This window comes from Phenylobacterium sp. GW823-FHT02A09, assembly GCF_058797775.1.
In genome coordinates, this window is record NZ_JBXAJZ010000004.1 from 313,566 (window position 1) to 340,171 (window position 26,606).

General features: G+C 67.1%; 22 protein-coding genes. 14 read left to right on the forward strand and 8 right to left on the reverse strand.

The genetic code is table 11. From position 1 onward, the window contains the following. Positions 1–15: 15 nt before the first annotated feature. The gene (locus AC1Q87_RS18110) at positions 16–1,137 is read left to right on the forward strand and encodes an acyl-CoA dehydrogenase family protein (RefSeq protein WP_492610224.1); all 1,122 of its coding nucleotides are present in this window, start codon (positions 16–18) and stop codon (positions 1,135–1,137) included. 14 nt (positions 1,138–1,151) lie between these two features. Continuing rightward, entirely contained in the window at positions 1,152–2,381 is a 1,230-nt protein-coding gene (locus tag AC1Q87_RS18115; RefSeq protein ID WP_492610225.1) for an acyl-CoA dehydrogenase family protein, read from the forward strand. Positions 2,382–2,460: 79 nt separating this feature from the next. Here AC1Q87_RS18115 and AC1Q87_RS18120 read toward each other — a convergent pair whose 3' ends face one another. After that, positions 2,461–3,597 carry a glycosyltransferase gene (locus AC1Q87_RS18120; RefSeq protein WP_492610226.1) on the reverse strand — a complete coding sequence of 379 codons (1,137 nt, stop codon included), beginning with the start codon at positions 3,595–3,597 and terminating at the stop codon, positions 2,461–2,463. A 214-nt stretch (positions 3,598–3,811) separates the two neighbouring features. Further along, complete coding sequence (locus AC1Q87_RS18125; protein ID WP_492610227.1) at positions 3,812–5,572, reverse strand: vWA domain-containing protein; 1,761 nt, start codon at positions 5,570–5,572, stop codon at positions 3,812–3,814. 233 nt (positions 5,573–5,805) lie between these two features. On the opposite strand from AC1Q87_RS18125, the gene AC1Q87_RS18130 reads away from it, so the two are divergent. Next, a complete protein-coding gene (locus AC1Q87_RS18130; protein ID WP_492610228.1) occupies positions 5,806–7,974 on the forward strand; it encodes a TonB-dependent receptor domain-containing protein in 2,169 nt (722 codons plus the stop codon). 69 nt (positions 7,975–8,043) lie between these two features. On the opposite strand, the gene AC1Q87_RS18135 is transcribed toward AC1Q87_RS18130, so the two are convergent. Together AC1Q87_RS18135 and AC1Q87_RS18140 are read right to left on the reverse strand one after the other, a co-directional pair. Beyond that, on the reverse strand, positions 8,044–8,226 hold the full coding sequence (locus AC1Q87_RS18135) for a CsbD family protein (RefSeq protein ID WP_492610229.1): 183 nt from the start codon (positions 8,224–8,226) through the stop codon (positions 8,044–8,046). A gap of 56 nt (positions 8,227–8,282) precedes the next feature. Next, entirely contained in the window at positions 8,283–8,870 is a 588-nt protein-coding gene (locus AC1Q87_RS18140) for a TetR/AcrR family transcriptional regulator (protein ID WP_492610230.1), read from the reverse strand. Positions 8,871–8,963: 93 nt separating this feature from the next. Between AC1Q87_RS18140 and AC1Q87_RS18145 the strand changes: the two genes are divergently transcribed. Continuing rightward, complete coding sequence (locus AC1Q87_RS18145) at positions 8,964–9,323, forward strand: DUF8200 family protein (protein WP_492610231.1); 360 nt, start codon at positions 8,964–8,966, stop codon at positions 9,321–9,323. A gap of 67 nt (positions 9,324–9,390) precedes the next feature. Here the strand turns inward: AC1Q87_RS18145 and AC1Q87_RS18150 are convergent, their stop codons facing one another. Beyond that, positions 9,391–9,834, reverse strand: a complete 444-nt coding sequence (locus tag AC1Q87_RS18150) for a hypothetical protein (RefSeq protein WP_492610232.1) — start codon at positions 9,832–9,834, stop codon at positions 9,391–9,393. A 172-nt stretch (positions 9,835–10,006) separates the two neighbouring features. Between AC1Q87_RS18150 and ettA the strand changes: the two genes are divergently transcribed. Both ettA and AC1Q87_RS18160 read left to right on the forward strand, forming a co-directional pair. Beyond that, positions 10,007–11,674 carry an energy-dependent translational throttle protein EttA gene (gene ettA / locus AC1Q87_RS18155; RefSeq protein ID WP_492610233.1) on the forward strand — a complete coding sequence of 556 codons (1,668 nt, stop codon included), beginning with the start codon at positions 10,007–10,009 and terminating at the stop codon, positions 11,672–11,674. Between the two features lie 112 nt (positions 11,675–11,786). Next, positions 11,787–13,058: a calcium-binding protein gene (locus AC1Q87_RS18160; RefSeq protein WP_492610234.1), complete on the forward strand. Its 1,272-nt coding sequence runs from the start codon at positions 11,787–11,789 to the stop codon at positions 13,056–13,058. On the opposite strand, the gene ygiD is transcribed toward AC1Q87_RS18160, so the two are convergent. Genes ygiD through AC1Q87_RS18175 form a run of 3 tightly spaced genes read right to left on the reverse strand, consistent with a single transcriptional unit; the run spans position 13,055 to position 15,608 of the window. Then, entirely contained in the window at positions 13,055–13,846 is a 792-nt protein-coding gene (gene ygiD, locus AC1Q87_RS18165; protein WP_492610235.1) for a 4,5-DOPA-extradiol-dioxygenase, read from the reverse strand. The two genes, AC1Q87_RS18160 and ygiD, sit on opposite strands and share 4 nt — an antisense overlap. A 35-nt stretch (positions 13,847–13,881) precedes the next feature. Further along, complete coding sequence (locus tag AC1Q87_RS18170; protein WP_492610236.1) at positions 13,882–15,099, reverse strand: MFS transporter; 1,218 nt, start codon at positions 15,097–15,099, stop codon at positions 13,882–13,884. Next, complete coding sequence (locus AC1Q87_RS18175) at positions 15,096–15,608, reverse strand: P-loop NTPase family protein (RefSeq protein WP_492610237.1); 513 nt, start codon at positions 15,606–15,608, stop codon at positions 15,096–15,098. The genes AC1Q87_RS18170 and AC1Q87_RS18175 overlap by 4 nt, the downstream gene beginning before the upstream one ends. 51 nt (positions 15,609–15,659) lie before the next feature. Here AC1Q87_RS18175 and AC1Q87_RS18180 point away from each other — a divergent pair, with 51 nt between their 5' ends. The 8 genes from AC1Q87_RS18180 (at position 15,660) to AC1Q87_RS18215 (ending at position 26,546) form a co-directional block, all read left to right on the forward strand. Next, positions 15,660–16,595 (forward strand): 2-hydroxyacid dehydrogenase, encoded by a 936-nt coding sequence (locus AC1Q87_RS18180; RefSeq protein WP_492610238.1) that lies wholly within the window; start codon positions 15,660–15,662, stop codon positions 16,593–16,595. Positions 16,596–16,693: 98 nt separating this feature from the next. Continuing rightward, positions 16,694–17,665: an ArsR/SmtB family transcription factor gene (locus AC1Q87_RS18185; RefSeq protein WP_492610239.1), complete on the forward strand. Its 972-nt coding sequence runs from the start codon at positions 16,694–16,696 to the stop codon at positions 17,663–17,665. Then, positions 17,662–18,594 carry a methylenetetrahydrofolate reductase [NAD(P)H] gene (gene metF / locus AC1Q87_RS18190; protein ID WP_492610240.1) on the forward strand — a complete coding sequence of 311 codons (933 nt, stop codon included), beginning with the start codon at positions 17,662–17,664 and terminating at the stop codon, positions 18,592–18,594. The genes AC1Q87_RS18185 and metF overlap by 4 nt, the downstream gene beginning before the upstream one ends. Then, entirely contained in the window at positions 18,591–19,451 is an 861-nt protein-coding gene (gene bla / locus AC1Q87_RS18195; RefSeq protein WP_492610241.1) for a subclass B3 metallo-beta-lactamase, read from the forward strand. The genes metF and bla overlap by 4 nt, the downstream gene beginning before the upstream one ends. Then, a complete protein-coding gene (locus tag AC1Q87_RS18200) occupies positions 19,448–20,509 on the forward strand; it encodes a homocysteine S-methyltransferase family protein (RefSeq protein WP_492610242.1) in 1,062 nt (353 codons plus the stop codon). The genes bla and AC1Q87_RS18200 overlap by 4 nt, the downstream gene beginning before the upstream one ends. Positions 20,510–20,684: 175 nt before the next feature. Further along, positions 20,685–23,345 (forward strand): methionine synthase, encoded by a 2,661-nt coding sequence (gene metH, locus AC1Q87_RS18205; RefSeq protein WP_492610243.1) that lies wholly within the window; start codon positions 20,685–20,687, stop codon positions 23,343–23,345. A gap of 225 nt (positions 23,346–23,570) precedes the next feature. Then, a complete protein-coding gene (locus tag AC1Q87_RS18210; RefSeq protein WP_492610244.1) occupies positions 23,571–26,051 on the forward strand; it encodes a helicase C-terminal domain-containing protein in 2,481 nt (826 codons plus the stop codon). An 84-nt stretch (positions 26,052–26,135) separates the two neighbouring features. Continuing rightward, positions 26,136–26,546: a very short patch repair endonuclease gene (locus AC1Q87_RS18215; protein ID WP_492610245.1), complete on the forward strand. Its 411-nt coding sequence runs from the start codon at positions 26,136–26,138 to the stop codon at positions 26,544–26,546. The last annotated feature ends 60 nt before the right edge of the window (positions 26,547–26,606 follow it).

The following is a 26,606-nucleotide window of genomic DNA, read 5'->3' on the forward strand; positions in this document are numbered from 1 at the left end:
GCGGAATGGGCGGAAATGAATTTCGATTTCTCCGACGACCAGAAGTTCCTGAAGAACGAGGCGCGCAAGTTTCTCGACGCCAACTGCCCGACATCCCGGGTGCGCAAGGTGCTCGACGACGACGCCAAGGCCTATGACGCCGACCTCTGGAAGGCGGTCGCTGGACAGGGCTGGCTCGGCGCGGCGATCCCCGAGGCGCATGGCGGGCTTGGTCTTGGCCATCTCGAGCTCTGCGTGATCGCCGAGGAACTGGGCCGCGCCGTCGCGCCGATCCCGTTCGCCTCGACGGTCTACTTCCTGGCTGAGGCGGTCATGCTGGCCGGCGACGACCAGCAGAAGGCCGAGCTGCTGCCGAAGATCGCGGCCGGCGAGATCATCGGCGCGGTCGCCACGTCGGAAGGCCCCGGCGTCGTCACCGCCTCGAACCTGCAGGCCGTCGTCGCCGACGGCAAGCTCAGCGGCGTGAAGGTGCCGGTGACCGACGGCGACATCGCCGACGTCGCCCTGGTGCTGGCCAAAGAGAACGGCAAGCCGGGCCTCTACCTCGTCGACCTCAACGACGCGGCGGTGACGCGAGAGGCGGTCAAGACGCTCGACCCGACCCGCGACGCCGCCAAGCTGAGCTTCAACGGCGCGGCCGCGCGACGGCTGGGCGGCGCCGGCGAGGGCATTGAGCTGCTAGAGCGGATCTTCGATCGCGCCGCGGTGCTGCTGGCCTTCGAACAGACCGGCGGCGCCGACCGCTGCCTGGATATGGCCAAGGAATACGCCATGGAGCGCTACGCCTTCGGCCGGGTCATCGCCTCCTACCAGGCGATCAAGCACAAGCTCGCCGACATGTATGTCAAGAACGAGCTCTCGCGCTCCAACGCCTACTACGGCGCGTGGGCGCTGAACACGAACGCGCCGGAACTGCCGGTCGCGGCCAGCGCTGCGCGGATCGCCGCCAGCGAGGCCTATTGGTTCGGCTCGAAGGAGAACATCCAGACCCACGGCGGCATCGGCTTCACCTGGGAGATGGACTGCCATCTGCACTATCGGCGCTCGCGCCAGCTCTCGCTCGTGGCCGGGGCGCCGCGCGTCTGGAAGGAGCGTCTCGTCAGCCACCTCGAACGCCGCAACGTCGAAGCCGCCTAAGGGAGAGCAGGATCATGGATTTCAACGACACTCCCGAAGAAGCCGCCTACCGCAAGCAGGTCCGCGACTGGCTCGACGCCAACGCCCCGAAGAAGCAGGAAGGCTCGGCCGATCCTGAAGGCGGCGACGGCATGGCCGCTTCCAAGGCCTGGCAGGCCAAGAAAGCCGCCGCCGGCTACGCCTGCATCACCTGGCCCAAGGAATGGGGCGGGCAGGGCGGCACGCCGGTGCAGCAGGTCATCTTCAACCAGGAAGAGGCCAAGCACCCGATCCCGGGTAATCCGTTCCAGATCGGCCTGGGCATGTGCGTGCCGACGGTGATGACCTTCGCCGACGAAGAGACCAAGAAGCGCTTCGTGGGCCCCGCGCTCCGCGGCGAGGAGATCTGGAGCCAGCTGTTCTCCGAACCGTCCGGCGGCTCGGATGTGGCGGCCTCGCGCACCAAGGCCGAGCGCGTCGACGACGGCTCGGGCGACTGGGTGATCAACGGCCAGAAGGTGTGGACGACCGGCGCCCAGTTTTCGGACTATGGGATTGTAATCGTTCGGACAAATCCGGACGTGCCGAAGCATAAGGGCCTGACGATGTTCTGGCTCGACCTCAAGGATCCGGGGGTCGAGGTCAAGCCGATCCACCAGATGTCGGGCGGGTCGGGCTTCAACGAAGTGTTCTTCACCAACGTCCGGGTCAAGGACAGCCAGCGGCTGGGCGCGGAGGGCGACGGCTGGAAGGTCAGCCTCGTCACCCTGATGAACGAGCGCCTGGCCGTGGGCGGCGCGACCGGCGCCGGCTGGAGCCAGTTCATGGAGACGGCGCGCAAGACGCCCGGCCTCGACGGCGCCTCGGCGCTGCAGGACCAGGCCCTGCGCGAGAAGCTGGCCGACTGGTACGTCCAGGCCGAGGGGCTGAAGCACACCCGCAACCGCACCATGACGGCGCTGTCGCGCGGCCAGACGCCGGGACCCGAGAGCTCGATCGGCAAGATCATCTCGGCCGTGCAGATGCAGGAGCTGGCCAACACCGCGGTCGAGATGCTCGACCAGTATGGGATCATCAATGACGAGGACCTGGCCCCGCTCAGCGCGGCGTTCCACTGGTCGCTGATGTTCGCGCCGGGCCTGCGGATCGCCGGCGGCACCGACGAGATCCTGCGCAACATCATCGCCGAGCGCGTGCTCGGCCTGCCCGGCGATATCCGCGTCGACAAGGACGTGGCGTTCAAGGACATGCCGACCGGCCGCTGAAGCCACTGGGCGCCGACGAGTTGGGAGGCGCTCCGGCCTTGAAGGCTCCCCGCGAGGGGAGCCTTTCTTTTTGCGGAAATCAGGCCCGCAGGGGGACGATCTCGACGGCGCTGCGGCGGGCGACCAGCTCGCCGTAGATCCGGGTCAGGCCCTCGAAGGTGTTGTCCCAGCGGTGGCGTTGCTCGGCGCGTCGCCGCGCGGCGCGCTTCACCTGGGCGAGGTCGCGCTCGAACAGCGCCTCGATCGCCTCGGCCATGCCGGCCGGATCGACGCTTGTGGCGCGCTGGCCGACGCGCTCGTCGATCAGCTCGGAGATGCCGCCGCGCGAGGGGCCGACCACCGGCAGGCCGGCCGCCAGGGCCTCCAGCACCACCAGGCCGAACGGCTCGTTCTCATTGGCGTGCACCAGGGCGTCGCAACTGGCGATGACGCCGGCCAGCTTCACCGGGTCGCGCTCATAGCCCATCGGGATCACCCGCGGGGAGTAGTGGGCGTCCTTGGCCGCGCCGACCAGCAGAAGGTAGTAGGGCGCGCCCAGCCGCTCGACCGCGCAAATCAGGCTCTCGATGTTCTTCTCGCGGGCCGGACGCCCGGCGAACACCAGCAGCCGCGCATTGGCCGGCAGGCTCAGGCGGCGCTTCAGCCGTTCGCCGTCCGCCCGGCTGGGATGGAAGAGCTCGGTGTCGACGCCCAGCATCTGGACGCTGACCTTCTCGACCCCGGCCTCGGACAGGCGCTGGGCGATGTGGCGGCTCGGCGCGATGACGCGGTCGAAGCGCTGGAAGGTCGCGGCCCAGTGCTTCATCGCCGGCGCCTCGGCCCACTCGCCGAAATGCAGCGCCGCCAGGGCCGCCGCGTCGGTATGGCAAAAGCCGACCACGGGGACGCCCAAGGCCTCGCCGGCGTCGAGCGCCGCGTGACCTGGCACGAACATGTCGCCGGCCTCGATGATGTCGGGCTCCAGCATCCGGATCACGGTTTCCCACTTCGCGGTCGAGGCGGGCATCCGGTAGCCGTCGCCGAACGGCAGTCGGGCTGCGGCGACGCTGACGATCCCGTGCGCGGCAAGGCCCGTGGTCGCGCCCGGGACCACCATCGTATGGCTGATGTCGGGGCGGCGCTCGGCCAGCCAGTCACGCTTCTGATGCAGGTAGCGTTTCACGCCGCCGGAGCGGGGCGCGTACATCATGGTGGTGTCGATCAGGTGGAAACCCATGCGACCCGGTGCACCAAAATGCGGAGCTTCTGTCGGGTCGAGTCTTATCAGATTCTCAGAGCGCGAGTCGGTGACGTCGAACACTCGCCGCCTCCCTCATGTTTGGACCCTGGGCTAACGAACGGGCGAGGGATTTGGTTTCTTACAGTTTTCGCGCCGGAGGCGAACTTGCGCAGGCCCGCCCCCGTCAGGCAGCGGACCTGCGCTGAGACAGTCAGTCAGCGCGCGGCTGGCTCTCCCCCGCCGCTCGGACCAGCTGCACGAATTCGGCGCGGATCCCGTAGGGATCGTCCCCGCGGGCGCTCTGGGCCAGGGCGGTGACGTCGTTCCAGCCGTAGGCAGCGTCGACGCGCGGATCGGCCTTCAGCATCTGACCGAAGGCGGCGACGGCAAGGGCCCAACGTGTCGCCTCGGGCGCGGCCTGCACGGTCGCGAACGTGTCGCGAGCGCCGATCGGCCGTTCGATCAGCTTTGACGTCGCGCCGCCCGGAAGCTTGTAGCGGATCTTCAGGAAGGCGAGCTCCCGGGCCGCGCCCGGCGCCGCCGACGGCCGGGCCGAGCCGTAGCGCAGGGGATCGCTGGAGCCGCGGGCGCCGGCCGGGGTGATCTCGTAGAGCGCGGTGACCGAAGCGCGGGATCCGACCTCGCCGGCGTCGACCTGGTCGTTGTTGAAGTCCTCGCGCTGGAGCATCCGCGTCTCGTAGCCGATCAGCCGGTACTCGCTGACGCTCGCAGGATTGAACTCGACCTGGATCTTCACGTCGTCGGCGATCGGGAAGAGCGAGCTGGCGAAGTCGTCGCGCAGGAGCTTGCGGGCCTCGTTCAGCGTGTCGATGTAGGCTGCGGTCCCGTTTCCGTTCTGGGCCAGGGTCTGCATCATCACGTCGTTGTAGTTGCCGCGGCCAAAGCCGTAGACCGACAGATAAGTGCCTTCCTTGCGCTTCGCGGCGACCAGGTCCTTGAGCTTGGCGGGATCGGCCACGCCGACATTGAAGTCGCCGTCGGTCATTAGGATCACGCGGTTGACCGCCTTCGGGTCGAAGTTCTGCTTGGCCAGATCGTAGGCGAGTTTCAGGCCCTGGCCGCCTGCCGTGGAGCCGCCGGCGCGCAAGGCTCCGAGCGCGCAGCGCACCTTCAGCTTGTTGCGACCGTCGGTGGGGGAGAGCACCGCCCCGGCCGATCCGGCATAGGCGACGATGGCCACGCGGTCTTGGGGGCGAAGTTGATCGACCAGCAAGTTCAGGGACTTGATCGCCAGCGGCAGCCGGTCCTCGCTCCACATCGAGCCCGAGGTGTCGACCAGGAACACCAGGTTGAGCGGCGGCTCGCTGTTGCGCGGCAGATCGTAGCCCTGCAAGCCGATGTGCACGATCTGGCGATCCGTGGCCCAGGGCGACGGGGTGACCGCCACGTAGGGGCGGAAGGGCGTCGCCCGGTCGGCGGGCTGGTCGTAGCCGTAGTCGAAGTAGTTGATCATCTCCTCCACGCGGACGGCGTCGGCCGGCGGCCGCGAGCCGTCGTTCAGGAACCGCCGCACGTTGGCGTAGGAGGCGGTGTCGACATCGACCGAGAAGGTGGAGACTGGCTCCTCGGCGACACGCTTGATCGGGTTGGCCTGGGCGCCGGGATAGCGTTCGGTGTCCACGCGCGAGCGGGTCGCTGATCCGCTGACCACCATCTCCTCGATCTGCGGCGATGCGATTCTCCCTTGGACGGGCGGTACCGGCAGCGGGGGGATCTGAGGCATCGCCTGAACCGGCGAAGGCGCAGGCGGCGGGGCCGGCATCGGCGCGGCGCGATACGCCTGCCGCGGCAGCGCGCCGCCATATCCGGTCGGCTGCTGCGAAAAGCCCAGCGCCTCGCAGGCGGCCGGCGTGGGCGCGCCGTCGCGGACCGCCGGCTGGGCTTGCGGCGTGGCCGGGGCGGAGAGCGCAGTCAACGCCGCCAGGCTGGTGACGGAGGCGCTACGCAACATCTTTTGCACTGTCATGGCGAACCTCTCGATTGATCCATGGCCGAGCTTGGCGCGCCGGCTGCGGCGAAATGTCGGCGTCATCACGACGCGGGCGAGGCATCACAACCGCGTCAGATGGTTGAGAATGGGTATCAGGAGCGATTGCATCTGAGCTTGAGCGTGTTAGTGCGACTAAATTGCATATAGCTTAAGTGTAGGGGATAGCTTTGTTAGCGCCGATTACCCGTGCCCTCATGAGGACCAGCGCGGGCGTTTGTCTCGCCTTCTCGGGCGGAGCCGCTTTCGCGGAGGTCGAGACCGAAGATCGACGCAAGGCTCCAGCCGCCCGTGCGGTCAGCGCCGACAGCGCGGCCACTGACGTCAACGACATCGAGGGCGTGGTCGTCACCGCCGCGGGCTTCGAGCAGAAGATTGTCGATGCGCCGGCCAGCGTGACCGTCGTTTCCCGCGCCGAACTGCAGCAGATGCGCGCGACCAATCTGGCCGAGGTGCTCTCGACCATCGAGGGCGTCGACGTCGGCGGTTCGGTCGGCAAGACCGGCGGCCTCAACATCAACATCCGTGGCATGGGCAGCGAGTACACGCTGATCCTCATCGACGGTCGTCGGCAGAACACCGCCGGCAGCGTGACGCCGAACGGCTTTGGCGAAACCTCGACCAGCTTCATGCCGCCGGTGAGCGCGATCGAGCGCATCGAGGTGGTGCGCGGCCCGGTCTCGACCCTCTACGGCTCGGACGCCATGGGCGGCGTCGTCAACATCATCACCCGCAAGGTCGGCGAGACCTGGGGCGGCTCGGTCACGCTCGACGGCACGATCCAGACCGACGACGAGTTCGGCGACATCTACGGCGGCAACGTCTACGCCAGCGGGCCGCTGGTTCCGGGCTTGCTCGGCCTGACCCTGCGCGGCTCCTTCGTCGATCGGCAGGCCTCCAGCCTGACGTTCGAGAACGTGAACGGCGTGGCTGCGCCGGTCACCGGCTTTGGCCGCAGCTCGACGAAGAGCGAGATCCGCGGCTACGGCGCGCGGCTCAGCTGGACGCCGACCGACGACATGGACTTCTGGCTGGACGCCGACGTGGGCACCCAGTGGTACGACAACTCCAAAGGCCAGATGGGCACCAACACCGTGGCCGGCGGCTATGCGAACGCCCTGGAGTTCAATCGTCAGCAGTACGCCCTGGCGCACAATTGGCGGCTGCCGTTCGGGGTGCTCGAGAGCAACCTGTCGCGCGGGATCACCGAGACCAAGGGCCGGATCATTCCGCCCGGCGTCGCCGGCGCCGGCGGCGCGCGCACGCTGGAATCGACCAACACCATTTTCGACACCAAGTTCTACTCGCAGTGGCGCAACCACACCTTCACGGTGGGCGGCCAGTACTGGGACGCCGAGATGGTCGACGGCGTCGCGCCCGGCGCCTTCGAGCACCAGCAGTGGGCGATCTACGCCGAGGACGAGTGGCGCTTCACCGAGACCCTCGCCCTGACCGTCGGTGCGCGCCATGACGACCACAGCAAGTTCGGCGGTCACTTCAGTCCGCGCGCCTACCTCGTCTGGAACCCGAACGAGCACTGGACGGTGAAGGGCGGCGTCAGCCAGGGCTTCAAGACCCCGCGCCTGGAGCAACTGGCCAGCGGCATCAACGGCTTCGGCAACCAGGGGCGTCTGCCGCTGCTGGGCACCCCGACCCTGACGCCGGAAACCAGCACCAGCAGCGAGATCGGCGTCTATTTCGACAACCTGCAGGGCTTCTCGGCGAACGTCACGGTCTTCGACAACCAGTTCAAGGACAAGATCGCCACCGGCGTTCCGGTCGCCAACTGCAGCTCCGGGATGACCCAGGCGCAGTACAACTCCGGCGCCGGACGCCCGGCCGGCTGCATCGACGTCGGCTTCTTCCCCGGCTTTGCGACCTTCGGCCAGAGCGTGAACATCGACGAGGCGGTCACCCGCGGCGTCGAGACGGCCATGCGCCTGCGGTTCCTGGAGACCTGGACCCTCAACGCCAATTACACCTACACCGACAGCGAGCAGAAGAGCGGCGCCTCGGCGGGCCAGAAGCTGACCGACACGCCCGAGCATATGGCCAACGCCGAGCTACGCTGGAACGCCACCGAGCGTCTGGCCGCCTGGCTGCGCGGCGAGTACCGCAGCGAGCGGTTCCGCAGCGATCCGCCGTCGCGCGCCGCCCTTGGCGACTTCAAGGCCTACAGCCTGTTCCATGTGGGCGGCTCGTTCCAGGTCACCGAGCGCGTGACGGTCAACGCCACGATCTACAACCTGCTGAACAAGGACTTCGTGCGCTTGCTGCCGTACGGCTCGCCGGTCGCCTACGCGCCCGAGTACACCAACAACCAGGAGCCGCGGCGCCTGTGGCTGTCGGTGAAGGTCGACTTCTAGCCCGCCGTCTTCCGGGCATGAGAAAGGCCGCGCCTTTGGGGCGCGGCCTTTTTTCGTTCTGGTGCGTCGCTAGTGCTTCAGCGCGTCGCGCGCGGCGTCCTTGATGTCGCCGACGCCCTTTTGAATCTTGCCTTCGGTCTTCTCGACGGCGCCTTCCGCCTCGAGCTGACGGTTGCCGGTCGCCTTGCCGGCGGCCTGCTTGATGGAGCCGGTGGCTTCCTTGGCGGCGCCTTTGATCTGATCCTTGTGCATCACGTACTCCTCACAACTGGTGCGAAGGAGTACGCGGCGCGGCGGCGATCGTTCCCTCAGGCGTGACCGAGGCGATCCAGCAGCGCGCCGAACGCGGCCCGCGCCGCCTTGCGGGCGGTCGCGTCTTCCAGCATCCGCCGCGCATCGTTGTGGCCGAGCACATAGCTCTTCATCTGGAACACGGCCATCGCGACCTCCTCGTCGGACAGGGGAGGGTCGTGCAGGGCCTGCATCTCCCGCGACAGCGTGCGCCGCCATTGCCGGACGCGCTTCTGCAGCAGGTCGCGCAGCGGGCCGGGCTGGTCGTCCAGCTCGATGCTTGCGGCCATGATCAGGCAGCCGCCGGCGGCCTTCTCGACCTCAGACCAGTCGAGCCAGCGCTCGAAGATCGTCTCGAGCCGCGCCCGGCCGGCCGGAAGGGCCTCGGCCGGCGTCCAGACGAACTCGACGAAGCGGTCGAACTCCTGCTCCAGGGCGACCAGCTCCATCGCCTCCTTGGATTCGAAATGCTTGAAGAGGCCGCTCTTCGACAGGCCGACGGCTTCGGCCACGTCGTTCAGACTGACCGCGCCGAACCCCTTGAGCGCGGCCTGACGCGCCGTCTCCTCCAGGATCCTCGCCCGTGTGGCGTCGCCCTTGCGCAAGTCCGGCCTCCCGCCGCTTGACAAAAAGTGACCGACCGTGCTCTTTTGGCGTTAGTGACCGATCGTGCCTTTTCTACGTCGTCAGGACGCAACATGCAATTTCAAGCTCTCTCCCTTGCCGCCGCTGCGGCGGCCCTTCTGATCGCCAGCCCGGCCGCTGCGGCCGGCGCCGGCTTCTCCGCCAACGCCAAGCTCCAGGCGCCGGTGTCGACCCCGACCAAGACCGTGGTCGGCGACCTCGAGTGGACCTGTGACGGCGACACCTGCAAGGGCGTCTCCGAGCGCCGCGCCGGCCTCGACTCGCTGATGAAGGAGTGCCGCAAGGTCTCGGCCGCCATCGGCCCGCTCGCCAGCTACAACAGCCGCGGCCGCGTGATGACCGAGCGGAACGTCGCCGCCTGCAACCGCCTGGCCGACCAAAGCCGGGCAGATGAAGAACTCGCCGCGAAATAGGGCGGCCTCGCCGCCCGCCTCTTTTCCTGCTCGGGGCGGGCGGCGTTTTTCTCGCTGGGTGTCAGGCTTAGTCGCGCACCTTCGCGTAGGTGTCCGTCATGAAGACGTTGGCGACGATCCACCGCTTTCCGTTGTTGTAGAACTGAAATTTGAAGAACACGGGCACCTCGGCGGTGCGCAGCATGTAGGTCCGCAGCAGGAAGTGCTCCGAGACCCTTTCCTCCTTGACCATCTCCCAATCCACCACCGCGCCATAGAAGCGGAGGATGGCCTCGGTCTGACCGACTAGGACTTCCAGATCGGCCTGCTTCTTGCTCATCAGCGCGCTGGCGAACACGTCGTTGTAGGCCTGCATGACCTTGCCATCCTTCAGGGCGCCGAAGAACGCATCGACTCTCGCCTCCGGGCTGGATGAGGCGGCTGGGCTTCCATTGTTCGCCGCGGGCGCGGCGAAAGCGCCGACCGCGCTAAGGCTCAACGCCAGTCCGACGGCAAGGGCTCTGATGCTCATGTTTCGAATCTCCAAACTTGGGCGGAGGGTATTACGGCCAAGCTTGATGTGGTCGAATTTGGCGCTCGTGCAGCCGGGGTCGCGGCCGCTTCGCATTGCGCCGGCCGCTCCTGGCGGCTATCTCCCTCGTCGAATTCCCTGATCTATTCGGCAGAGCGAGCGCGGACGCCTCATGGCGCAGCAGTATATTTTCCAGATGCAAGGCCTGACCAAGGCCTATCCCGGCGGCAAGAAGGTGTTCGAGAACATCTGGCTGTCGTTCTACTCGGACGCCAAGATCGGCGTCGTCGGGGTCAACGGCTCGGGCAAGTCGACCCTGCTGAAGATCATGGCCGGGATCGACAAGGAATTTAACGGCGAGGCCAAGGCGGCCGACGGCGTGAAGATGGGCTACCTGCAGCAGGAGCCCCACCTCGACGAACAGCTGAACGTCTGGGGCAACGTCATCGCCTGGTGCGAAGAGAAGAAGATCTTCGACCGCTACAACGAGATCGCCGCCAAGCTTGGCGAGGATTACTCGGACGAGCTCATGGAGGAGATGACCGCCCTCCAGGAGAAGATCGACGCCGGCGATCTGTGGGACATCGACAGCCGCGTCGAGATGGCCATGGATGCCCTGCGCTGCCCGCCGAACGACTGGCCGGTGGACAAGCTGTCGGGCGGTGAGAAGCGCCGCGTGGCGCTGGCCCGCCTGCTGCTCTCCAAGCCGGACATGCTGCTGCTCGATGAACCGACCAACCACCTGGACGCCGAGTCCGTGGCCTGGCTGCAGCATCACCTGGAAGCCTTCCCGGGCTGCGTGATCCTCGTCACCCACGACCGCTACTTCCTGGATCAGGTCACCAAGTGGACGCTGGAACTCGACCGCGGCAAGGGCCACCCGCACGAGGGCAACTATTCCAGCTGGCTGGAAGCCAAGACCAAGCGGATCGTGCAGGAGCAGTCGGAGTCCGAGGCTCGTCAGCGCGCCATGACCCGCGAACTGGAGTGGGTCCGCTCGGGCGCCAAGGCCCGCCAAGCCAAGTCCAAGGCCCGTCTGGCCGCCTATGAGGACATGGTGCGTGAACAGGAGAACTCGCGTCAGGCGCAGACCTTCTCGACCATCCAGATCCCGCCCGGCCCGCGCCTCGGCAACCTGGTCATCGAGGCCAAGGATCTGTCGAAGGCCTATGGCGACAAGGTGCTGTTCGAGAACCTCTCGTTCAGCCTGCCGCCGAACGGCATCGTCGGCGTCATCGGCCCGAACGGCGCCGGCAAGTCGACCCTGTTCCGGATCATCACCGGCCAGGAGCAGCCGGATTCGGGGACCTTCCGTCTCGGCGAAACGGTGAAGCTGTCCTATGTGGACCAGAGCCGTGACGCGCTGGATCCCAACAAGACCATCTGGCAGGAGGTCTCCCAGGGCCTCGACATCCTCACGGTCGGCAAGCGCGAGATCAACACGCGCTCGTATGTCGGCTCGTTCAACTTCAAGGGCGGAGACCAGCAGAAGAAGGTCGGCCTGCTGTCGGGCGGTGAGCGCAACCGCGTCCACCTGGCCAAGACCCTGACCACCGGCGGCAACGTCATCCTGCTCGACGAACCGACCAACGACCTGGACATCGAGACCCTGCAGAACCTCGAAGAGGCGCTGGAGGAATTCGCCGGCTGCGCCGTGGTCATCTCCCACGACCGCTGGTTCCTGGACCGTCTGGCCACCCACATCCTGGCCTTCGAGGGCGACAGCCACGTCGAGTGGTTCGAAGGCAACTTCGAAGCCTACGAAGAAGACAAGAAGCGCCGCCTGGGCGCCGACAGCCTGATCCCGCACCGGATCAAGTTCCAGAAGTTCACGCGCTGACCTTGCGTCAAGGTTGCATGGCGCATCCTTGACGTGCGACGTTACCCCCGCGTGACCTGTCTAAGGGGCGGCCTTGTCGTGGGGCCGGGGCAGGTCGCTGGGGGGATGCGGCATGACCGTCGCCTATATTACGACCGCCGACAACGAGACGCTGAGCGGCACGCTGGGCAATGACAGTCTGGCCGGCGGCAGCGGCAGCGATTCCCTGGAGGGTCTGGCCGGCGACGACACCCTGTTTGGCGGCGACGGCGACGACCTGATCGTCGACGGCGCGGGCCTCGACCGTATCGACGGCGGCGCCGGCACGGACATCGTGTCGCTCGAGGATGCCACCGCTCCGCTCGAGGTCTGGGTCAACCAGGAAGGCCTGCCGGGCGGCGCGCGGGTCTTCAACGCCGAAGCGATCTTCCTCGGCCACTATGGAACGCGGGTCTACGCCACCTTCGGCGAGGACATCATCATCGGCGGCCGCGGCGGCGACTATATCGACGGCGGCTTCGACGACGACGCCCTGGCCGGGCAGGGCGGCAACGACACCCTGCTTGGCGGCTTCGGGATGGACGTCCTGGACGGCGGCGCCGGCGACGACATCCTCGACGGCGGCGCCGACGACGACCTGGCCGACTTCTCGGCCGCGCCGGGCGTCGTGAACATCGATCTCAACATCGCCGGGCCGCAGTTCACCGGCCACGGCCTGGATCAACTGATCCGCATCGAGGCGCTGATGGGCTCGCGGCACGGCGGCGTGCTGCGCGGCGACGCCGCCGACAACGTCTTCTTCGGCCTGACCGGTTCGGACACCATGTACGGCGGCGCGGGCGACGATTACCTCGTCGACGACGGCGGCCGCAACATGATGCGGGGCGAAGAGGGCAACGACTACCTCGAAGGCGGCAACGAGTTCGACGACCTGCACGGCAACACCGGCGACGACACCGTCGTGGGCTATGGCGGCGACGACTGGGTGGTCGGCGGCCAGGGGCGCGACGTGCTCTCCGGCGACGGCGGCAACGACCTCGTCTACGGCAACATGGGCGACGACACCTGCTACGGAGGCACCGGCGCCGACACGATCCGCGGCGGCCAGGACAACGACACCATGATCGGCGGGGCCGGCGACGACTGGCTGTTCGGCGACCGCGGAGCCGACACCATGAGCGGCGGGCTCGGCGCCGACACCTTCACGATCTTCGACGGGGCCGGGATCGACCGCGTGATCGACTTTTCGTCGGCCGAGGGCGACCGCGTGCGGATCGAGGGCGGAACGGCCTACACCGTCGCCCAGGTGGGCGCCGACACGGTGGTCACGGTCGGCGAGGCGCAGATGACCCTGGTCGGCGTGCAGGCCTCGAGCCTGCCGGCGGGGTGGATCTTCGCCGCCTAGGCGGCGCGGCCCACCACCACCCCGGTCATGCTGATCGCGCCCAGGTCGATGGCGTCGTTGAAGAAACGCACTTCGTCGTTCCGGCTCTGGGCGCCCAGCACGTAGAGCAGCGGCAGGTAGTGCTCGTCGGTCGGGATCGACAGGCGGGCGTCCTGGCCCAGGCTCATCCAATCGATCAGCGGGGCGTGGTCGTGGGCGGCGATCAGGTCTTTGACGGTCTCGTTGAAGCGGTCAGCCCAGTCGAGCGGCTCGGCGCTCTGGGCGCGGATCGCCAGGCGCAGGTTGTGCACCCAATCGCCCGAGCCGACGATCAGCACGCCCTCGTCGCGCAGTTCGGCCAGCTTGCGTCCCAGGTCGTAGTGAAACTGAGCCGGCTGGCGCAGGTCGATGGCCAGTTGCAGAACCGGGATGTCGGCCTGCGGGAACATGTGCATCAGCACCGACCAGGTCCCGTGGTCGAGCCCCCAGTCGTGGTCGAGCCGCACCGGGACCGGCGCGAGCAGGTCGCTGACCCGTTCGACCAGCCAGGCGTCGCCGGGCGCAGGATACTGGATGTCGTAGAGCGGTTTGGGGAAGCCGTAGAAGTCGTGGATCGTCCGCGGCTGACTCATCGCCGTGATCGCCGTTTCCTCGACGTACCAATGCGCCGAGACGCATAGGATCGCCTTCGGGCGCGGCAGGCTGTCGCCCAGTTCGCGCCAGGTTCGCGCATAGTCGCCGCCGAGGGCGTTCATCGGACTGCCGTGGCCGACGAAGATCGCCGGCATGTGGGGGACGCGTTCGCTCATGACGCCCTTCAAGATCGGTAGCGCTTGGCCGAAGGTCAATCGACCGCGTCAATCTCGCGCAAATCGCGCAGCGGCGACAGCGCCCCGATCAGCGGCAGGGCGACGAAGCCGAGGGCGGCGATCAGCAAGGCGGTGCGCGGACCGATGGCGGCGCCCAGCACCCCGCCGCCCAGGGCGCCGACGACGGCCATCGCCCCCGGGCCGGCCAGGAAGGCGCCCGAAACGCGGGCGAGGGCGGTTTGCGGAACCAGCGCCTGGCGCAGGCTCGCGGCCAGGATGGCGCCGGCCACGGCCAGCGCGTCGCCGATCAGCTGCGAGACCACCAGTGTAGCCAGCCCCGCGGTCGGACTAGCGGGCGCGAACGGCGTGATCAGCACGGCGAGCCCGGCGCCGGTCATCGCCGTCAGGATCGCCGGCCCATGGCCGAGCTGGCGCGCCAGGCGGGGCGCGACGGCGGCTCCGGCCAACGCGCCTGCGCCGCCCGCCGCGATCGCCAGGCCCAGCATGGACGGCGAGAGGCCGAGCGTCCGGATGGCGAACAGCACGTAGAGCGCGCTGAACACGCCGCCGAACAGCCCCTGCGCCGATTCCATGGCCAGCAGCGGTCGCACGCGCGGGTCGGTCCAGGCCGCGCGCAAGCCGGCCGTGAATTCGCGGCCCCAGTTTTCCCGGGGTCCTTTGACGGGCGCGGGCTCAGGCGTCTGGATCGTCGCCAGCCACAGCGCCGAAGCGCCGTAGGTCGCCGCGTTGACCGTCACGGCGATCGGCGCGCTGAGCCACTGGAACAGCAGCCCGGCCAGGGCCGGGCCGCCGACCTCGGCGGTCGCGTCGGTCGCCGCCAGGCGGGAATTGGCCGCGACTAGCCCGCCGCGTTCGATCAGGGTCGGCAGGTAGGCGTGGCTGGCCATCTCGAAGATCGCGCTGATCGCAGCCGTCAGGGCCGCGACCACGAACAGCTGCGGCAGATCGAGAACGCCGAGCACGGCGGCGATTGGAATGGAGACCAGCAGCGCCGCGCGCAGCAGGTCCGCCCAGATCAGCACCGGCCGGCGGCGGGCGCGATCCACGTATGGACCGCCCGCCAGCGCCGCCAGCAGGGCCGCGCCGCTGGCGACGGCGGCCAGCGGCCCCAAGGCCGAGGCCTGCGCGCCCAGTGCGATCACCGCCATGATCGGCAGGCCCTCGCGGGTGATCCGTGCGCCAAAGGCCGAGATCGCCTGCGCCGCCCAAAGCCGTTGGAAGGCCGAGTTCACGGCCTTAGCCCCGCCAGGAAGGCCTCGACCGCGCGGTCGCCTGCCAGCCGGCGTACAGGCGCTGACGGGGCGAGCTGCGCCAGGCGACGCTCGATCTCGGGGCGAGCGTGGCGATCATAGCTCCAGATGTCGGCCAGCATCTCGCGACTGGGCGTATCGCGGCAGCCCCCAGGCAGATCGGCGCGCCCGGCGTCGGCGGGCGCGAGGCATCGGCTGAGCGCCCGGGTCATGGCGAGCCAGCGGGGCTGATCCAGCCAGACGATCAATTCGGCGCGGGGCAGGGTGATGTCGCCGACGAGCGCCAGGAAGCCGCCGTCCACGATCCACGTCTCGCCGGTCAGCGCCTCGCCGACGCGCTGGCGGAACACCGTCGGATCACCAGGGGTCCAGCCGGGGCCGTAGTAGAGCGGGTCGAGGTGAACGACCGGCAGGTCGAGGGCGCGGCCGAGCCGGCGCGCCAGGCGGGACTTGCCGCTGCCCGAATTGCCAAGGATCACCACGCGACGCATGACGGCCTCCCTGGACCCTGGCTATAGGACGTCCACACCTCGGAGAACCCCATGACCGACGCCGCCAAGCCGCTTGTCCTGATTTCCCACCAGATGCTGTCGCCGGTGCAACAGGCGCTGGAAGCGGCGGGCTACGACGTGGCGCGTCGGTGGGAGCTGATCCCGGGCCAGGCCGAGCAGGTGCGGGCGATCGTGCATGCCGGCGAAATCCCGCTGAGCCATGAATTCCTCGAAAGCCTGCCGCGTCTGGGTCTCATCGCCAATGTCAGCGTCGGTTATGACGGCATCGACGTTCCGTGGTGCCGGGCGCGGGGGATCGAGGTCACCCACGCCAAGGGGCTCAATGCCGACGACGTCGCCGATCATGCCATCGGCTTGCTGATCTCCGGCTGGCGCAACATCGTCGCCGGGGACGCGGTAGTGCGCGCCGGCGGCTGGCGCGACGATCCGCGGGTCGGCAATCGGCCGGGCCTGCGCGGCCGCAAGCTAGGGGTCATGGGGCTCGGCGCGATCGGCGAGGCGGTCGCCGTGCGCGGCGCGGCGATGGGCATGGAGATCCTGTGGTGGGGCCCGCGCGAGAAACCGGAAGCGCAGTGGCCGCGGGCCGAGAGCCTGTCGGCGCTGGCGCAGGCCAGCGACATCCTGGTCGTCGCCTGCCGCGCTGACGACACCAACCGCAAGGCGGTCAATCGCGAGGTGCTCGACGCGCTGGGCGCTCGCGGCATGCTGGTGAACGTCGCGCGCGGTTCGATCGTCGACGAGGACGCCCTGATCGCCGCGCTGAAGGAGGGGCGGCTGGGCCGCGCGGCGCTGGACGTGTTCGAAACCGAGCCGACGCCCGCTGCGCGATGGGCCGACGTTCCGAACACGGTGCTGACGCCGCACAGCGCCGGGGGGACGGTCGATTCCATTCCGCGAATGGTCGGTCAGGCGCTTGAGAACGTTCGGCTGTTCATCGCTGGCGAACCGGTGATGAGCGCGGTCTAACTGCGCCCCGCCGACGCATGCTATAAGCAGCTTGTTCGGGCGGGTTCGCTGACTGTGCGCAGCTTGACATAAAGACATAAAGATATCTTTATGTGCCTATGACGCTCACCACGAGTCAGGCGGTGGAGATTTTGCGCGCGGCGGGCGAACCGACGCGGCTGAGGATTCTTGCGCTGCTGGCGGGCGAGGAGTTGGCGGTCCTGGAGCTGTGCCGGGTGCTGGACCAGAGCCAGCCGCGCGTCTCGCGTCACCTCAAGCTGCTGGCCGAGGCCGGGCTGGTGGAGCGGTTCCCCGACGGAGCCTGGGTGTTCTACCGTCTCGTGACCTCGGGCGACGCCCGGCGCTTGGCCGACGAGGCGCTGCGGCTGATCGATCCGACCGACGCGATCATCATCCGCGACGCCGAGCGGCTCCAGGCCGTGCGCGGCGAACGCTCGGCGGAAGCCGGCGAGTACTTCGCGCGCAACGCCGCGCGCTGGGACGAGATCCGCTCGCTCTACGTCTCGGAGAACGACGTCGAGACGGCGATCCTCGACGCCGTCGGGCCGGGGCCGTTCAAGCGGCTCGTGGACCTGGGCTCGGGGACGGGCCGCATGCTGACCCTGCTGGGGCCGCACGCCGAGGCGGCGGTCGGTCTCGACCTCTCCCAGCAGATGCTCAACATCGCGCGCAACCACGTCGCCGAGGCCGGCCTCGAAGGTTTCGAGCTGCGCCATGGCGACATCTTCGGCACGCGCCTGCCGGGACAGAGCGCCGATCTCGTCGTCGTCCACCAGGTCCTGCACTACCTGGCCGATCCCGCCGCCGCCGTGCGCGAGGCCGCACGCCTGGTGGCCGAGGGCGGACGGCTGCTGATCATCGATTTCGCCCCGCACCACCTCGAGTTCCTGCGCGAGCAGCACCAGCACCGCCGCCTCGGCTTCGCCGAGCCGGAAATGGCGCGCTGGTTGGAGGATGCCGGGCTGACCGACATCCGCGTGACTGCGCTGCCGCCCGCCCGGGCTGAAGGGCTCACCGTGAAAATCTGGGTCGCCGAACGCGCCCGTCTGCCGCAAAGGAGCGCCGCATGAGCCCTCATGAAACCGCGCTCGGACCCGTCGCCCGCGCCGCCGCTGGAAACACGCGCCGCCCGTCCGTGTCGTTCGAGTTTTCGCCGCCCAAGACGCCCGAGGCCGAAGAGAGCCTGTGGGAGGCGATCCGCCGTCTCGAGCCGCTGAATCCGTCCTTCGTCTCGGTGACCTACGGCGCCGGCGGCTCCACCCGTGACCGCACGCACCGCACGGTCGTCAGGATGCTGAAAGAAACGACCCTGAAACCTGCCGCTCACCTGACCTGCGTCGAAGCTTCGCGCGCCGAGGTCGACGAGGTCGTGCAGGCCTATTGGGACGCCGGCATCCGCCACATCGTCGCCCTGCGCGGCGACCCGCCGGGCAATATCGGCGGCGTCTACGCGCCGCGCGCCGACGGCTATCTGAACGCCACCGAACTTACCGCCGGCATCAAGGCCGTGGCCCCGTTCGAGGTCAGCGTCAGCCTCTATCCGCAGATCCACCCGGAAAGCCCGTCGATCGACCACGACATCGATGTGCTGAAGGCCAAGATCGATGCTGGCGCGACCCGCGCCATCACCCAGTTCTTCTACGACATCGACGCCTACCTGTTCTTCATGGACAAGCTGCGCAAGGCGGGGGTCACGATCCCGGTCTCGCCGGGAATCATGCCGGTGTCGAACTACAAGGGCCTGAAGAAGATGGCCGGGCCGGTGGGCATTCCGCTGCCGGCGTGGCTGGGCAACCTGTTCGACGGCCTCGACAAGGATCCGGAGACCCGCAAGCTGATCGCCGCCTCGGTGGCCTCGGAAATGTGCGTGCGCCTGGCCGAAGAAGGCTATTCGGACTTCCACTTCTACACGCTCAATCGGGCCGATCTCGTCTATGCGATCTGCCGGGTGCTGGGCGTGCGCGAGACCCCGACCGAGCCGGCCGAGGCCGCGGCATGAAGCGCCTCGCCTTCGCGCTGGGCCTGCTCACCTGCGCCAGCGCGGCGCAGGCTCAGTCGCCGGCCAACTGGACCCAGCCGACCGAGCCGTTCCAGATCGCCGACAACCTCTACTACGTGGGGACGGCGGGCCTGTCGGCGTTCCTGATCACGACGCCGCAGGGCCACATCCTGATCGACGGCGCCATGCCGACCAGCGCCAAGCCGATCGAGGCGAGCATCACCAAGCTGGGCTTCAAGCCTACGGACGTGAAGGTGCTCTTGAACACCCACGCCCACTTCGACCATGCCGGGGGCCTGGCCGAGCTGAAGAAGGACACCGGTGCGAAGCTCGCCGCCGCGGCCGGCGATCGGCAGGCGCTGGAGAGCGGCAAGTACATCGGCTCCGAGGACGTGAAGGCGTTCGACTTCGCGCCGGTGAAGGTCGATCGCGTCCTCAAGGACGGCGACAAGGTCGCGCTCGGCGGCGAGACCCTGACCGCGCACATGACGCCGGGACATACCGCGGGCTGCACAACCTGGACCTTTCCGGTGACCATCGGCGGCCAGCGCCATGAGGCGGTGCTCTATTGCAGCACCTCGGTCGCCGCCAACCGTCTGGTCTCCAAGACCAAGGGGCCGCAGTACCCGGGCATCGTGGCCGACTACGAGCAGAGCTTCGTCAAGCTGCGCGGGCTGAAGGCCGACGTCTTCCTGGCCCCGCACGCCGAGCAGTTCGGCATGCCGGCCAAGCGCGCCAGGCTGGCGGACGGCGGTCCCAATCCCTTTATTGATCCGGGCATGCTGCAGGCGACGATCGCCGCCAGCGAAAAGGCCTTCCGCCAGGATCTCGCCAAGCAACAGGAAGCCGCGAAATGACCCGCCAGGACCGTATCGCCGCGCTCAAGCAGATCGCCAAGGAGCGCATCCTCATCCTCGACGGCTCCTGGGGCGTGATGATCCAGAAGCGCGGCCTGGCCGAGGCCGACTATCGCGGCGAGCGCTTCGCCGGCCACGCCCTGGAGCTCAAGGGCAACAACGACCTGCTGTGCATCACCCGGCCCGACATCATCGGTGACCTGCACGACCAGTATTACGCGGCCGGCGCCGACATCTCCGAGACCAACACCTTCTCGGCGACGACCATCGCCCAGGCCGAGTACGACTGCGGCGAGGCGGTCTACGACATCAACTTCCTGGGCGCGAAGATCGCTCGCGAGCGGGCCGACGCCTGGACCGCCAAGGAGCCGCACAAGCCGCGCTTCGTCGCCGGCTCGATCGGCCCGCTGCCCAAGATGCTGTCGATGTCGTCCGACGTGAACGATCCGGGTGCGCGGCTCGTCACCTTCGACGAGGTCTACCAGTCCTATCGCGAGCAGATGATCGCGCTGCATGACGGCGGCGTGGACATGTATCTGATCGAGACCATCACCGACACGCTGAACTGCAAGGCGGCGATCAAGGCCATCCTCGACCTCGAGGACGAGGGCTACGAGCCGCTGCCGATCTGGATCTCCGGCACCATCACCGACCGGTCGGGCCGCACGCTGTCGGGCCAGACCGTCGAGGCGTTCTGGAACTCGGTGAAGCACGCCAAGCCGTTCGCCATCGGCCTCAACTGCGCGCTGGGCGCGGACCTGATGCGGCCGCACATCGCCGAGCTGGCGCGCGTCGCCGACACCCTGGTCTCGGCCTATCCGAATGCGGGCCTGCCCAACGCCATGGGCGAATACGACGAGCAGCCGCACCAGACCGGCCACCAGCTGCACGAGTGGGCCGAGCAGGGCCTGGTCAACATCCTCGGCGGCTGCTGCGGCACCACGCCCGACCACATCAAGCACGTCGCCGACGCCGTCGCCGGCCTGACCCCGCGCCAGCCGCCCGAGCGGCCCACCGCGATGCGGCTGGCCGGCCTGGAGCCGTTCGAGTTGGTTTAGGACCCTTCTCCCCTTGTGGGAGAAGGTGGCCCTGCGTAGCAGGGTCGGATGAGGGGTTGAGGGGCCTCTCAAATCTCGCCGCCGGCGGCCGGCGCCCGAGACCCCTCATCCGTCGTCCTCGCGGACGACACCTTCTCCCGCAAGGGGAGAAGGGCGGTCATACGAACGGAATACGATGCGCCCCACCTTCATCAACGTCGGCGAACGGACCAACGTCACCGGCTCGGCCAAGTTCAAGAAGCTGATCGTCGAGGGCGACTACAGCTCGGCGCTGTCGGTCGCGCGCCAGCAGGTCGAGGCCGGGGCGCAGGTCATCGACATCAATATGGATGAAGGTCTGCTCGACTCCGTCGTCGCCATGCGGACCTTCCTCAACCTGCTGGCCGCCGAGCCCGACATCGCCCGCGTGCCGGTCATGGTCGACAGCTCGAAGTGGGAGGTGATCGAGGCCGGGCTGAAGTGCGTCCAGGGCAAGTGCATCGTCAACTCCATCTCGATGAAGGAAGGCGAGGCCAAGTTCATCGAGCAGGCCAAGGCCTGCCTGCGCTACGGCGCGGCCGTCGTCGTCATGGCCTTCGACGAGGTCGGCCAGGCCGACACCGCCGAGCGCAAGTACGAGATCTGCGCCCGCGCCTACAAGATCCTGACCGAGCAGGTCGGCTTCCCGCCCGAAGACATCATCTTCGACCCCAACATCTTCGCCGTCGCCACCGGCATCGAGGAGCACGACAACTACGCCGTCGACTTCATCGAGGGCACGCGGCGCATCAAAGAGAACCTGCCGCACGCGCGGGTCTCGGGCGGCGTCTCCAACGTCTCGTTCTCATTCCGCGGCAACGAGCCGGTCCGCCGGGCGATCCACTCGGTGTTCCTCTACCACGCCATCGCCGCGGGCATGGACATGGGCATCGTCAACGCCGGCGACCTGCCGGTCTATGACGACATCGACCCTGAGCTGCGCGAAGCCGTCGAGGACGTGATCCTCAACCGGCCCCAGCGCACCAACGTCTCCAACACCGAGCGGCTGGTCGACCTGGCCCCCAAGTACAAGGGCCAGAAGGGCGAGGCCAAGGTCGTCGACCTGGCCTGGCGTCAGGCCAGCGTCGGCTCGCGCCTGGCCCACGCCCTGGTCCACGGCATCACCGACTACATCGACGCCGACACCGAGGAAGCCCGCCAGGCCGCCGAGCGCCCGCTGCACGTCATCGAAGGTCCGCTGATGGACGGCATGAACGTGGTCGGCGACCTGTTCGGCTCGGGCAAGATGTTCCTGCCCCAGGTGGTCAAGTCGGCCCGGGTGATGAAGCAGGCCGTCGCCTACCTGATGCCGTTCATGGAGGCCGAGAAGGAAGGCCAGCCGCGCACCAGCGCCGGCAAGATCCTGATGGCCACGGTGAAGGGCGACGTCCACGACATCGGCAAGAATATCGTCGGCGTGGTCCTGCAGTGCAACAACTACGAGGTCATCGACCTCGGGGTCATGGTCTCGGCCGACCGCATCCTCGACGCGGCCAAGGAGCACGCGGTCGACATCGTCGGCCTCTCGGGCCTGATCACGCCGAGCCTCGACGAGATGGTCTATGTCGCCGGCGAGATGGAGCGCCGCGGCTTTACCATCCCGCTGCTGATCGGCGGCGCCACCACCAGCAAAACCCACACCGCGGTCAAGATCGAGCCCGCCTACAAGGCCGGCGGCACCACCTATGTGCTCGACGCCAGCCGCGCGGTCGGCGTCGTCGCCGGCCTGCTCTCGCCCACGGAAAAGGACCGCATCGGCGCGGAGACGAGAGCCGACTACGCCAAGGTCCGCGAGAGCTACGCCCGCGGGCAGGGGAACCGCGCCCGCGCCACCCTGGCCGAGGCCCGCGAGAACGCCTTCCAGCCGGACTTCGAGGCCTATGTTCCGCCCAAGCCCAGCTTCCTGGGCACGCGCAGCTTCGTCGCCTACGACCTGGCCGAACTCGCCCGCCACATCGACTGGTCGCCGTTCTTCGCCTCCTGGGAGCTGATCGGCCGCTTCCCGCAGATCCTCGAGGACGACGTGGTCGGCGAGGCGGCCCGCGACCTCTATCGTGACGCCCAGGCGATGCTGAAGAAGATCATCGACGAGAAGTGGTTCGAAGCCCGCGGTGTGGTCGGCTTCTGGCCGGCCGCCGCCGACGGCGACGACATCGTGCTCTATGCCGACGAGACGCGGACCGCCGAGCTGACCCGCCTGCACAGCCTTCGCCAGCAGATGCCCAAGGACAAGAGCCGCGACGACGGCGGCCGCGCCAACGTCGCCCTGGCCGACTTCGTGGCCCCGGTCGGCGGCCCGGCGGACTATGTCGGCGGCTTTGCAGTCACCGCCGGCCACGGCGAGATCGAGGTCGCCCAGCGCTTCAAGGAAGCCGGCGACGACTATTCGGCCATCCTCGCCACCGCCCTGGCCGACCGGCTGGCCGAAGCCTTCGCCGAAGCCATGCACCGCAAGGTCCGCACCGAGCTCTGGGGCTACGCGCCGGACGAGCTGTTCGACATCGACGCCCTGGTCGCCGAGCAGTACCGCGGCGTGCGCCCGGCCCCCGGCTACCCGGCCCAGCCCGACCACACCGAAAAGGCGACCCTGTTCAAGATCCTGGACGCCGAGGCGGCCACCGGCATGGAGTTGACCGAAAGCTTCGCCATGAACCCGCCGGCCAGCGTCTCGGGGCTCTACTTCGCCCACCCGGAGGCGCACTATTTCGGCGTCGGCCGGATCGAGAAGGACCAGGTCGAGGACTACGCCAGGCGCAAGGGCTGGGAGCTGCGGACGGCGGAGCGGTGGTTGGCGCCGATCCTCAATTACGAGCCGTAGGGGCCTCCATCGCGCTGCTGCGTCGCCGCGGGGGCGCGCTGTCGGCGACGAGCTCTTGCCTGATCGCCCGGCGAAGTTCGCAAATCCGCTTTACGTGGCCAGCGCGTGCAATGTTCGCCGTAAACAAGCGGCACCATCTGGAAGTCGTCGTCGGTTCCATCTTCTTTCTTCCGGTTGCATATCGGGCTGCCTGCCCGTCATGAGATTGCATGGAAGATTCGGCGGATGAGCTACTTTTCAAGCCTCGATGAGGGGCCTACGGCTGACACGGTTACTGATCCGCAGAAGCTCTTCCACGCGCTTCCCGCGAAGGCGTCGAAATACGAATACCTTCGTGATGTTCAAGGCGAGGTGCTCGGCCGCTGGCACGAGGTGAGGTCCCAGCGCGACACTGTGATCAAGATGAATACTGGAGGTGGAAAGACCGTCGTTGGTCTTCTAGCCCTTAAGTCGTGTCTCAACGAGGGGGTTGGCCCCGCCGTCTACCTCGCCCCAGATCACTACCTTTGTGGTCAAGTCCTGGCCGAAGCCAAGGACTTGGGTATCGAGACCACAATCGATCCGCGCTCACCCCATTTCCTGAGCGGCCGCGCCATCTTGGTCGTGCCGATCCACACCTTGTTTAATGGGAGATCCAAGTTTGGAGTGGGCGCGGAAGGCGCTCGCCTGCCGATTGGGAGTCTTGTCGTTGATGACGCGCACGCTTGCCTTGGCATCGCCGAAGGGCAGTTCACCATATCGCTGCCTAACGGGCATGCTGCTTACGACGAACTTCTGAAGCTGTTCCGGCCCGATATCGCCGCTCAATCGACCACCGTGATGACGGAGATCCAGAGCGGAGACCCCAGAGCCATGGCCCTAGTTCCCTATTGGGCATGGAAGGACAAGCAGGAGAAAGTCGCTAGCATTCTTGTTCCGTATCGTGATGACAAGGAACTTGAGTGGGCTTGGCCACTACTCAAAGACAGCCTTGCAGTCTGCCAGTGCGCCATAACGACCCACGGCGCAGAGATTGGACCGCGATGCCTGCCAGTCGAAATGTTGCCAGCATTCATTCAGGCGAAGCGGCGCATCTACATGACGGCGACTCTCGCCGATGACAGCATCCTGGTGACGGACTTCGATGCAGATCCAAAATCGGTCGCGATGCCGATTTCGCCAAAGGGGGGGTCTGACATTGGCGAGCGACTGATCCTTGTGCCCCAAGAAATCAATACCTCGCTTAAAGACACGGACATTCGTGAGTTTGTAGCGGCGTACGCTAAGGCCAAGAATGTCGTGGTAATCGTGCCGTCCTTCGAGCGAGCGAAATTCTGGGCTCCCGTAGCCACAGCGACTGTGAGTGCCGAGAATATCGAAGAAGGCGTCTCAAAACTCCGAGCGAGCGCAGGAAATTTGGTCGTCATGGTCAACAAGTACGACGGTGTTGACCTGCCCAATGAAGCTTGCCGGATACTCGTTGTCGATGGCCTTCCAACAGCGCGGCGACTGCTTGAACGCCAGGAACAAACTCTGCTGGAGGCGTCAACTCGCCACCGAGCCAAGCAGGTGCAGCGTATCGAGCAAGGGATGGGCCGGGGTATTCGGGCCAGCCACGACTACTGCGTAGTCCTCTTGATGGGGGCCCAACTTCTCGGTTCGCTTTACGCGAGCGGCTCGGCAGGAATGTTCTCATCGTCGACAAGTAAGCAGCTAGCGCTGTCGCGAAAACTCGCCCGTTTGATCGAGGAGAAGGGCCTTGGTGAAATGGCTAAGGTTGTAGATGGCGCCTTAGGCCGTGATCCTCAGTGGGTGGCAGCTGCAAAGAACACACTCATCGATGTCTCCAACCCCGCATCGGTAACTGTTGATCCGATAGCCATGGCCCAGCGTGAAGCGTTCGATTGTACCCGGCGTGGTCGATATGATCGGGCGGAAACGGCGTTAAGGGCTGTGTTGGACAAGGCAGATTCAGAGGCGGCGGAAGGCTGGTTACTTCAGCAGATTGCTGAAGTAGTCCACCATGTGGATAAGGTGCGCAGTCAGTCGATTTTGGCTGGTGCCCACGACCGCAACATCTCGACGACACGGCCCTTGAATGGGATTGTGTACCCGCGAATTGATACGGCCGGCCTAGATCAGGCTCGCCAATCGGGCGACTACCTCTCGAAGAAGTACGCCGACGCGAACGCCATGATCCTTGGCGTAAATGCCCTACTGGACCGTCTCCATTTCGGCCCCGGAACGGCTGAGACGTTCGAAGAGGCCCTCAAAGACCTCGGCCTTCATCTGGGTTTTCGCGCGCAGCGGCCGGAAAAGCTCGGAATTTCAGGCTTGGATGTGCTTTGGGGGATCGGACAGCTACGATACGCGCTGTTGCCCTGTAAGAGCGAGGCGGTAGTCGCCACCATCTCCAAGAACTATGCGGACCAGGTAAGCGGTTCGGCCGCATGGTTCGCGGGTGCCTACGATCAGACTTGCCAAGCCGTTCCGGTGCTCGTCCACCCTTCGCAGGTGCTAGATGCAATGGCAGCCGTGCCTGACAACACTATGGTGCTTACGGCGGTGAAGCTCGATGGTCTAAAGGACGCGGTTGCGAGCTACACTGCGGCTGTAAAGGACAAGCTAGACAACACTGTGCATGTTCGCGCGAGTCTCGAAGCTAATAGACTCTTAGGAACGCAAATTATCAGCCAACACACGCTACCGGTGAAGAAGGCGACCTAAAGCGCCTCGAGGTCGAAGGGGCGTTGACCCGCGAGAGGAGCCGCCCACGGCCTGGCTCCAGGCGCACTGATCGAGAGCCAGTAAATGGTCGATAATCGAAGCGAAGCTTCTCGAAGCGCGCTGATGTCTCGCATCAGCGGCAAGGATACCGCCCCGGAGCTGATCGTCCGTAAGGTCCTGCATGCCTTGGGTTTCCGCTTCCGCCTCCATCGCCGCGACCTACCGGGCACGCCCGATGTAGTGCTCCCGCGCCTCAAGATTGCTCTCTTCGTGCATGGTTGCTTCTGGCATGGCCACGGCTGCAAGATCGGACAGCCACCGAAGTCGCGTCAGGAGTATTGGCTCCCTAAGATCGAGCGGAACAAGGCGCGCGATGCGGAGAAGGCTGCGGCACTTGAGACGCAAGGGTGGCGAGTGCTTGAGGTCTGGCAGTGCGAGACCCGCGACCGCGAGCGCTTGGCGGAGCGTCTTGCTTACGAGCTTCGCGAGCGGTGAGCGCTGCGGCCGCAATAGACGCAATGCCGCGATATTCCCGATCGACAGGGAGCTCTGGCT

Excerpts from the sequence above, each read along its gene's own strand:
- AC1Q87_RS18110 (WP_492610224.1), top strand. The coding sequence starts at position 16 with ATGAATTTCGATTTCTCCGACGACCAGAAGTTCCTGAAGAACGAGGCG.
- AC1Q87_RS18115 (WP_492610225.1), top strand. The coding sequence starts at position 1,152 with ATGGATTTCAACGACACTCCCGAAGAAGCCGCCTACCGCAAGCAGGTC.
- AC1Q87_RS18120 (WP_492610226.1), bottom strand. The coding sequence starts at position 3,597 with ATGGGTTTCCACCTGATCGACACCACCATGATGTACGCGCCCCGCTCC.
- AC1Q87_RS18125 (WP_492610227.1), bottom strand. The coding sequence starts at position 5,572 with ATGTTGCGTAGCGCCTCCGTCACCAGCCTGGCGGCGTTGACTGCGCTC.
- AC1Q87_RS18130 (WP_492610228.1), top strand. The coding sequence starts at position 5,806 with ATGAGGACCAGCGCGGGCGTTTGTCTCGCCTTCTCGGGCGGAGCCGCT.
- AC1Q87_RS18135 (WP_492610229.1), bottom strand. The coding sequence starts at position 8,226 with ATGCACAAGGATCAGATCAAAGGCGCCGCCAAGGAAGCCACCGGCTCC.
- AC1Q87_RS18145 (WP_492610231.1), top strand. The coding sequence starts at position 8,964 with ATGCAATTTCAAGCTCTCTCCCTTGCCGCCGCTGCGGCGGCCCTTCTG.
- AC1Q87_RS18150 (WP_492610232.1), bottom strand. The coding sequence starts at position 9,834 with ATGAGCATCAGAGCCCTTGCCGTCGGACTGGCGTTGAGCCTTAGCGCG.
- ettA (WP_492610233.1), top strand. The coding sequence starts at position 10,007 with ATGGCGCAGCAGTATATTTTCCAGATGCAAGGCCTGACCAAGGCCTAT.
- AC1Q87_RS18160 (WP_492610234.1), top strand. The coding sequence starts at position 11,787 with ATGACCGTCGCCTATATTACGACCGCCGACAACGAGACGCTGAGCGGC.
- ygiD (WP_492610235.1), bottom strand. The coding sequence starts at position 13,846 with ATGAGCGAACGCGTCCCCCACATGCCGGCGATCTTCGTCGGCCACGGC.
- AC1Q87_RS18175 (WP_492610237.1), bottom strand. The coding sequence starts at position 15,608 with ATGCGTCGCGTGGTGATCCTTGGCAATTCGGGCAGCGGCAAGTCCCGC.
- AC1Q87_RS18180 (WP_492610238.1), top strand. The coding sequence starts at position 15,660 with ATGACCGACGCCGCCAAGCCGCTTGTCCTGATTTCCCACCAGATGCTG.
- AC1Q87_RS18185 (WP_492610239.1), top strand. The coding sequence starts at position 16,694 with ATGACGCTCACCACGAGTCAGGCGGTGGAGATTTTGCGCGCGGCGGGC.
- metF (WP_492610240.1), top strand. The coding sequence starts at position 17,662 with ATGAGCCCTCATGAAACCGCGCTCGGACCCGTCGCCCGCGCCGCCGCT.
- bla (WP_492610241.1), top strand. The coding sequence starts at position 18,591 with ATGAAGCGCCTCGCCTTCGCGCTGGGCCTGCTCACCTGCGCCAGCGCG.
- AC1Q87_RS18200 (WP_492610242.1), top strand. The coding sequence starts at position 19,448 with ATGACCCGCCAGGACCGTATCGCCGCGCTCAAGCAGATCGCCAAGGAG.
- metH (WP_492610243.1), top strand. The coding sequence starts at position 20,685 with ATGCGCCCCACCTTCATCAACGTCGGCGAACGGACCAACGTCACCGGC.
- AC1Q87_RS18210 (WP_492610244.1), top strand. The coding sequence starts at position 23,571 with ATGAGCTACTTTTCAAGCCTCGATGAGGGGCCTACGGCTGACACGGTT.
- AC1Q87_RS18215 (WP_492610245.1), top strand. The coding sequence starts at position 26,136 with ATGGTCGATAATCGAAGCGAAGCTTCTCGAAGCGCGCTGATGTCTCGC.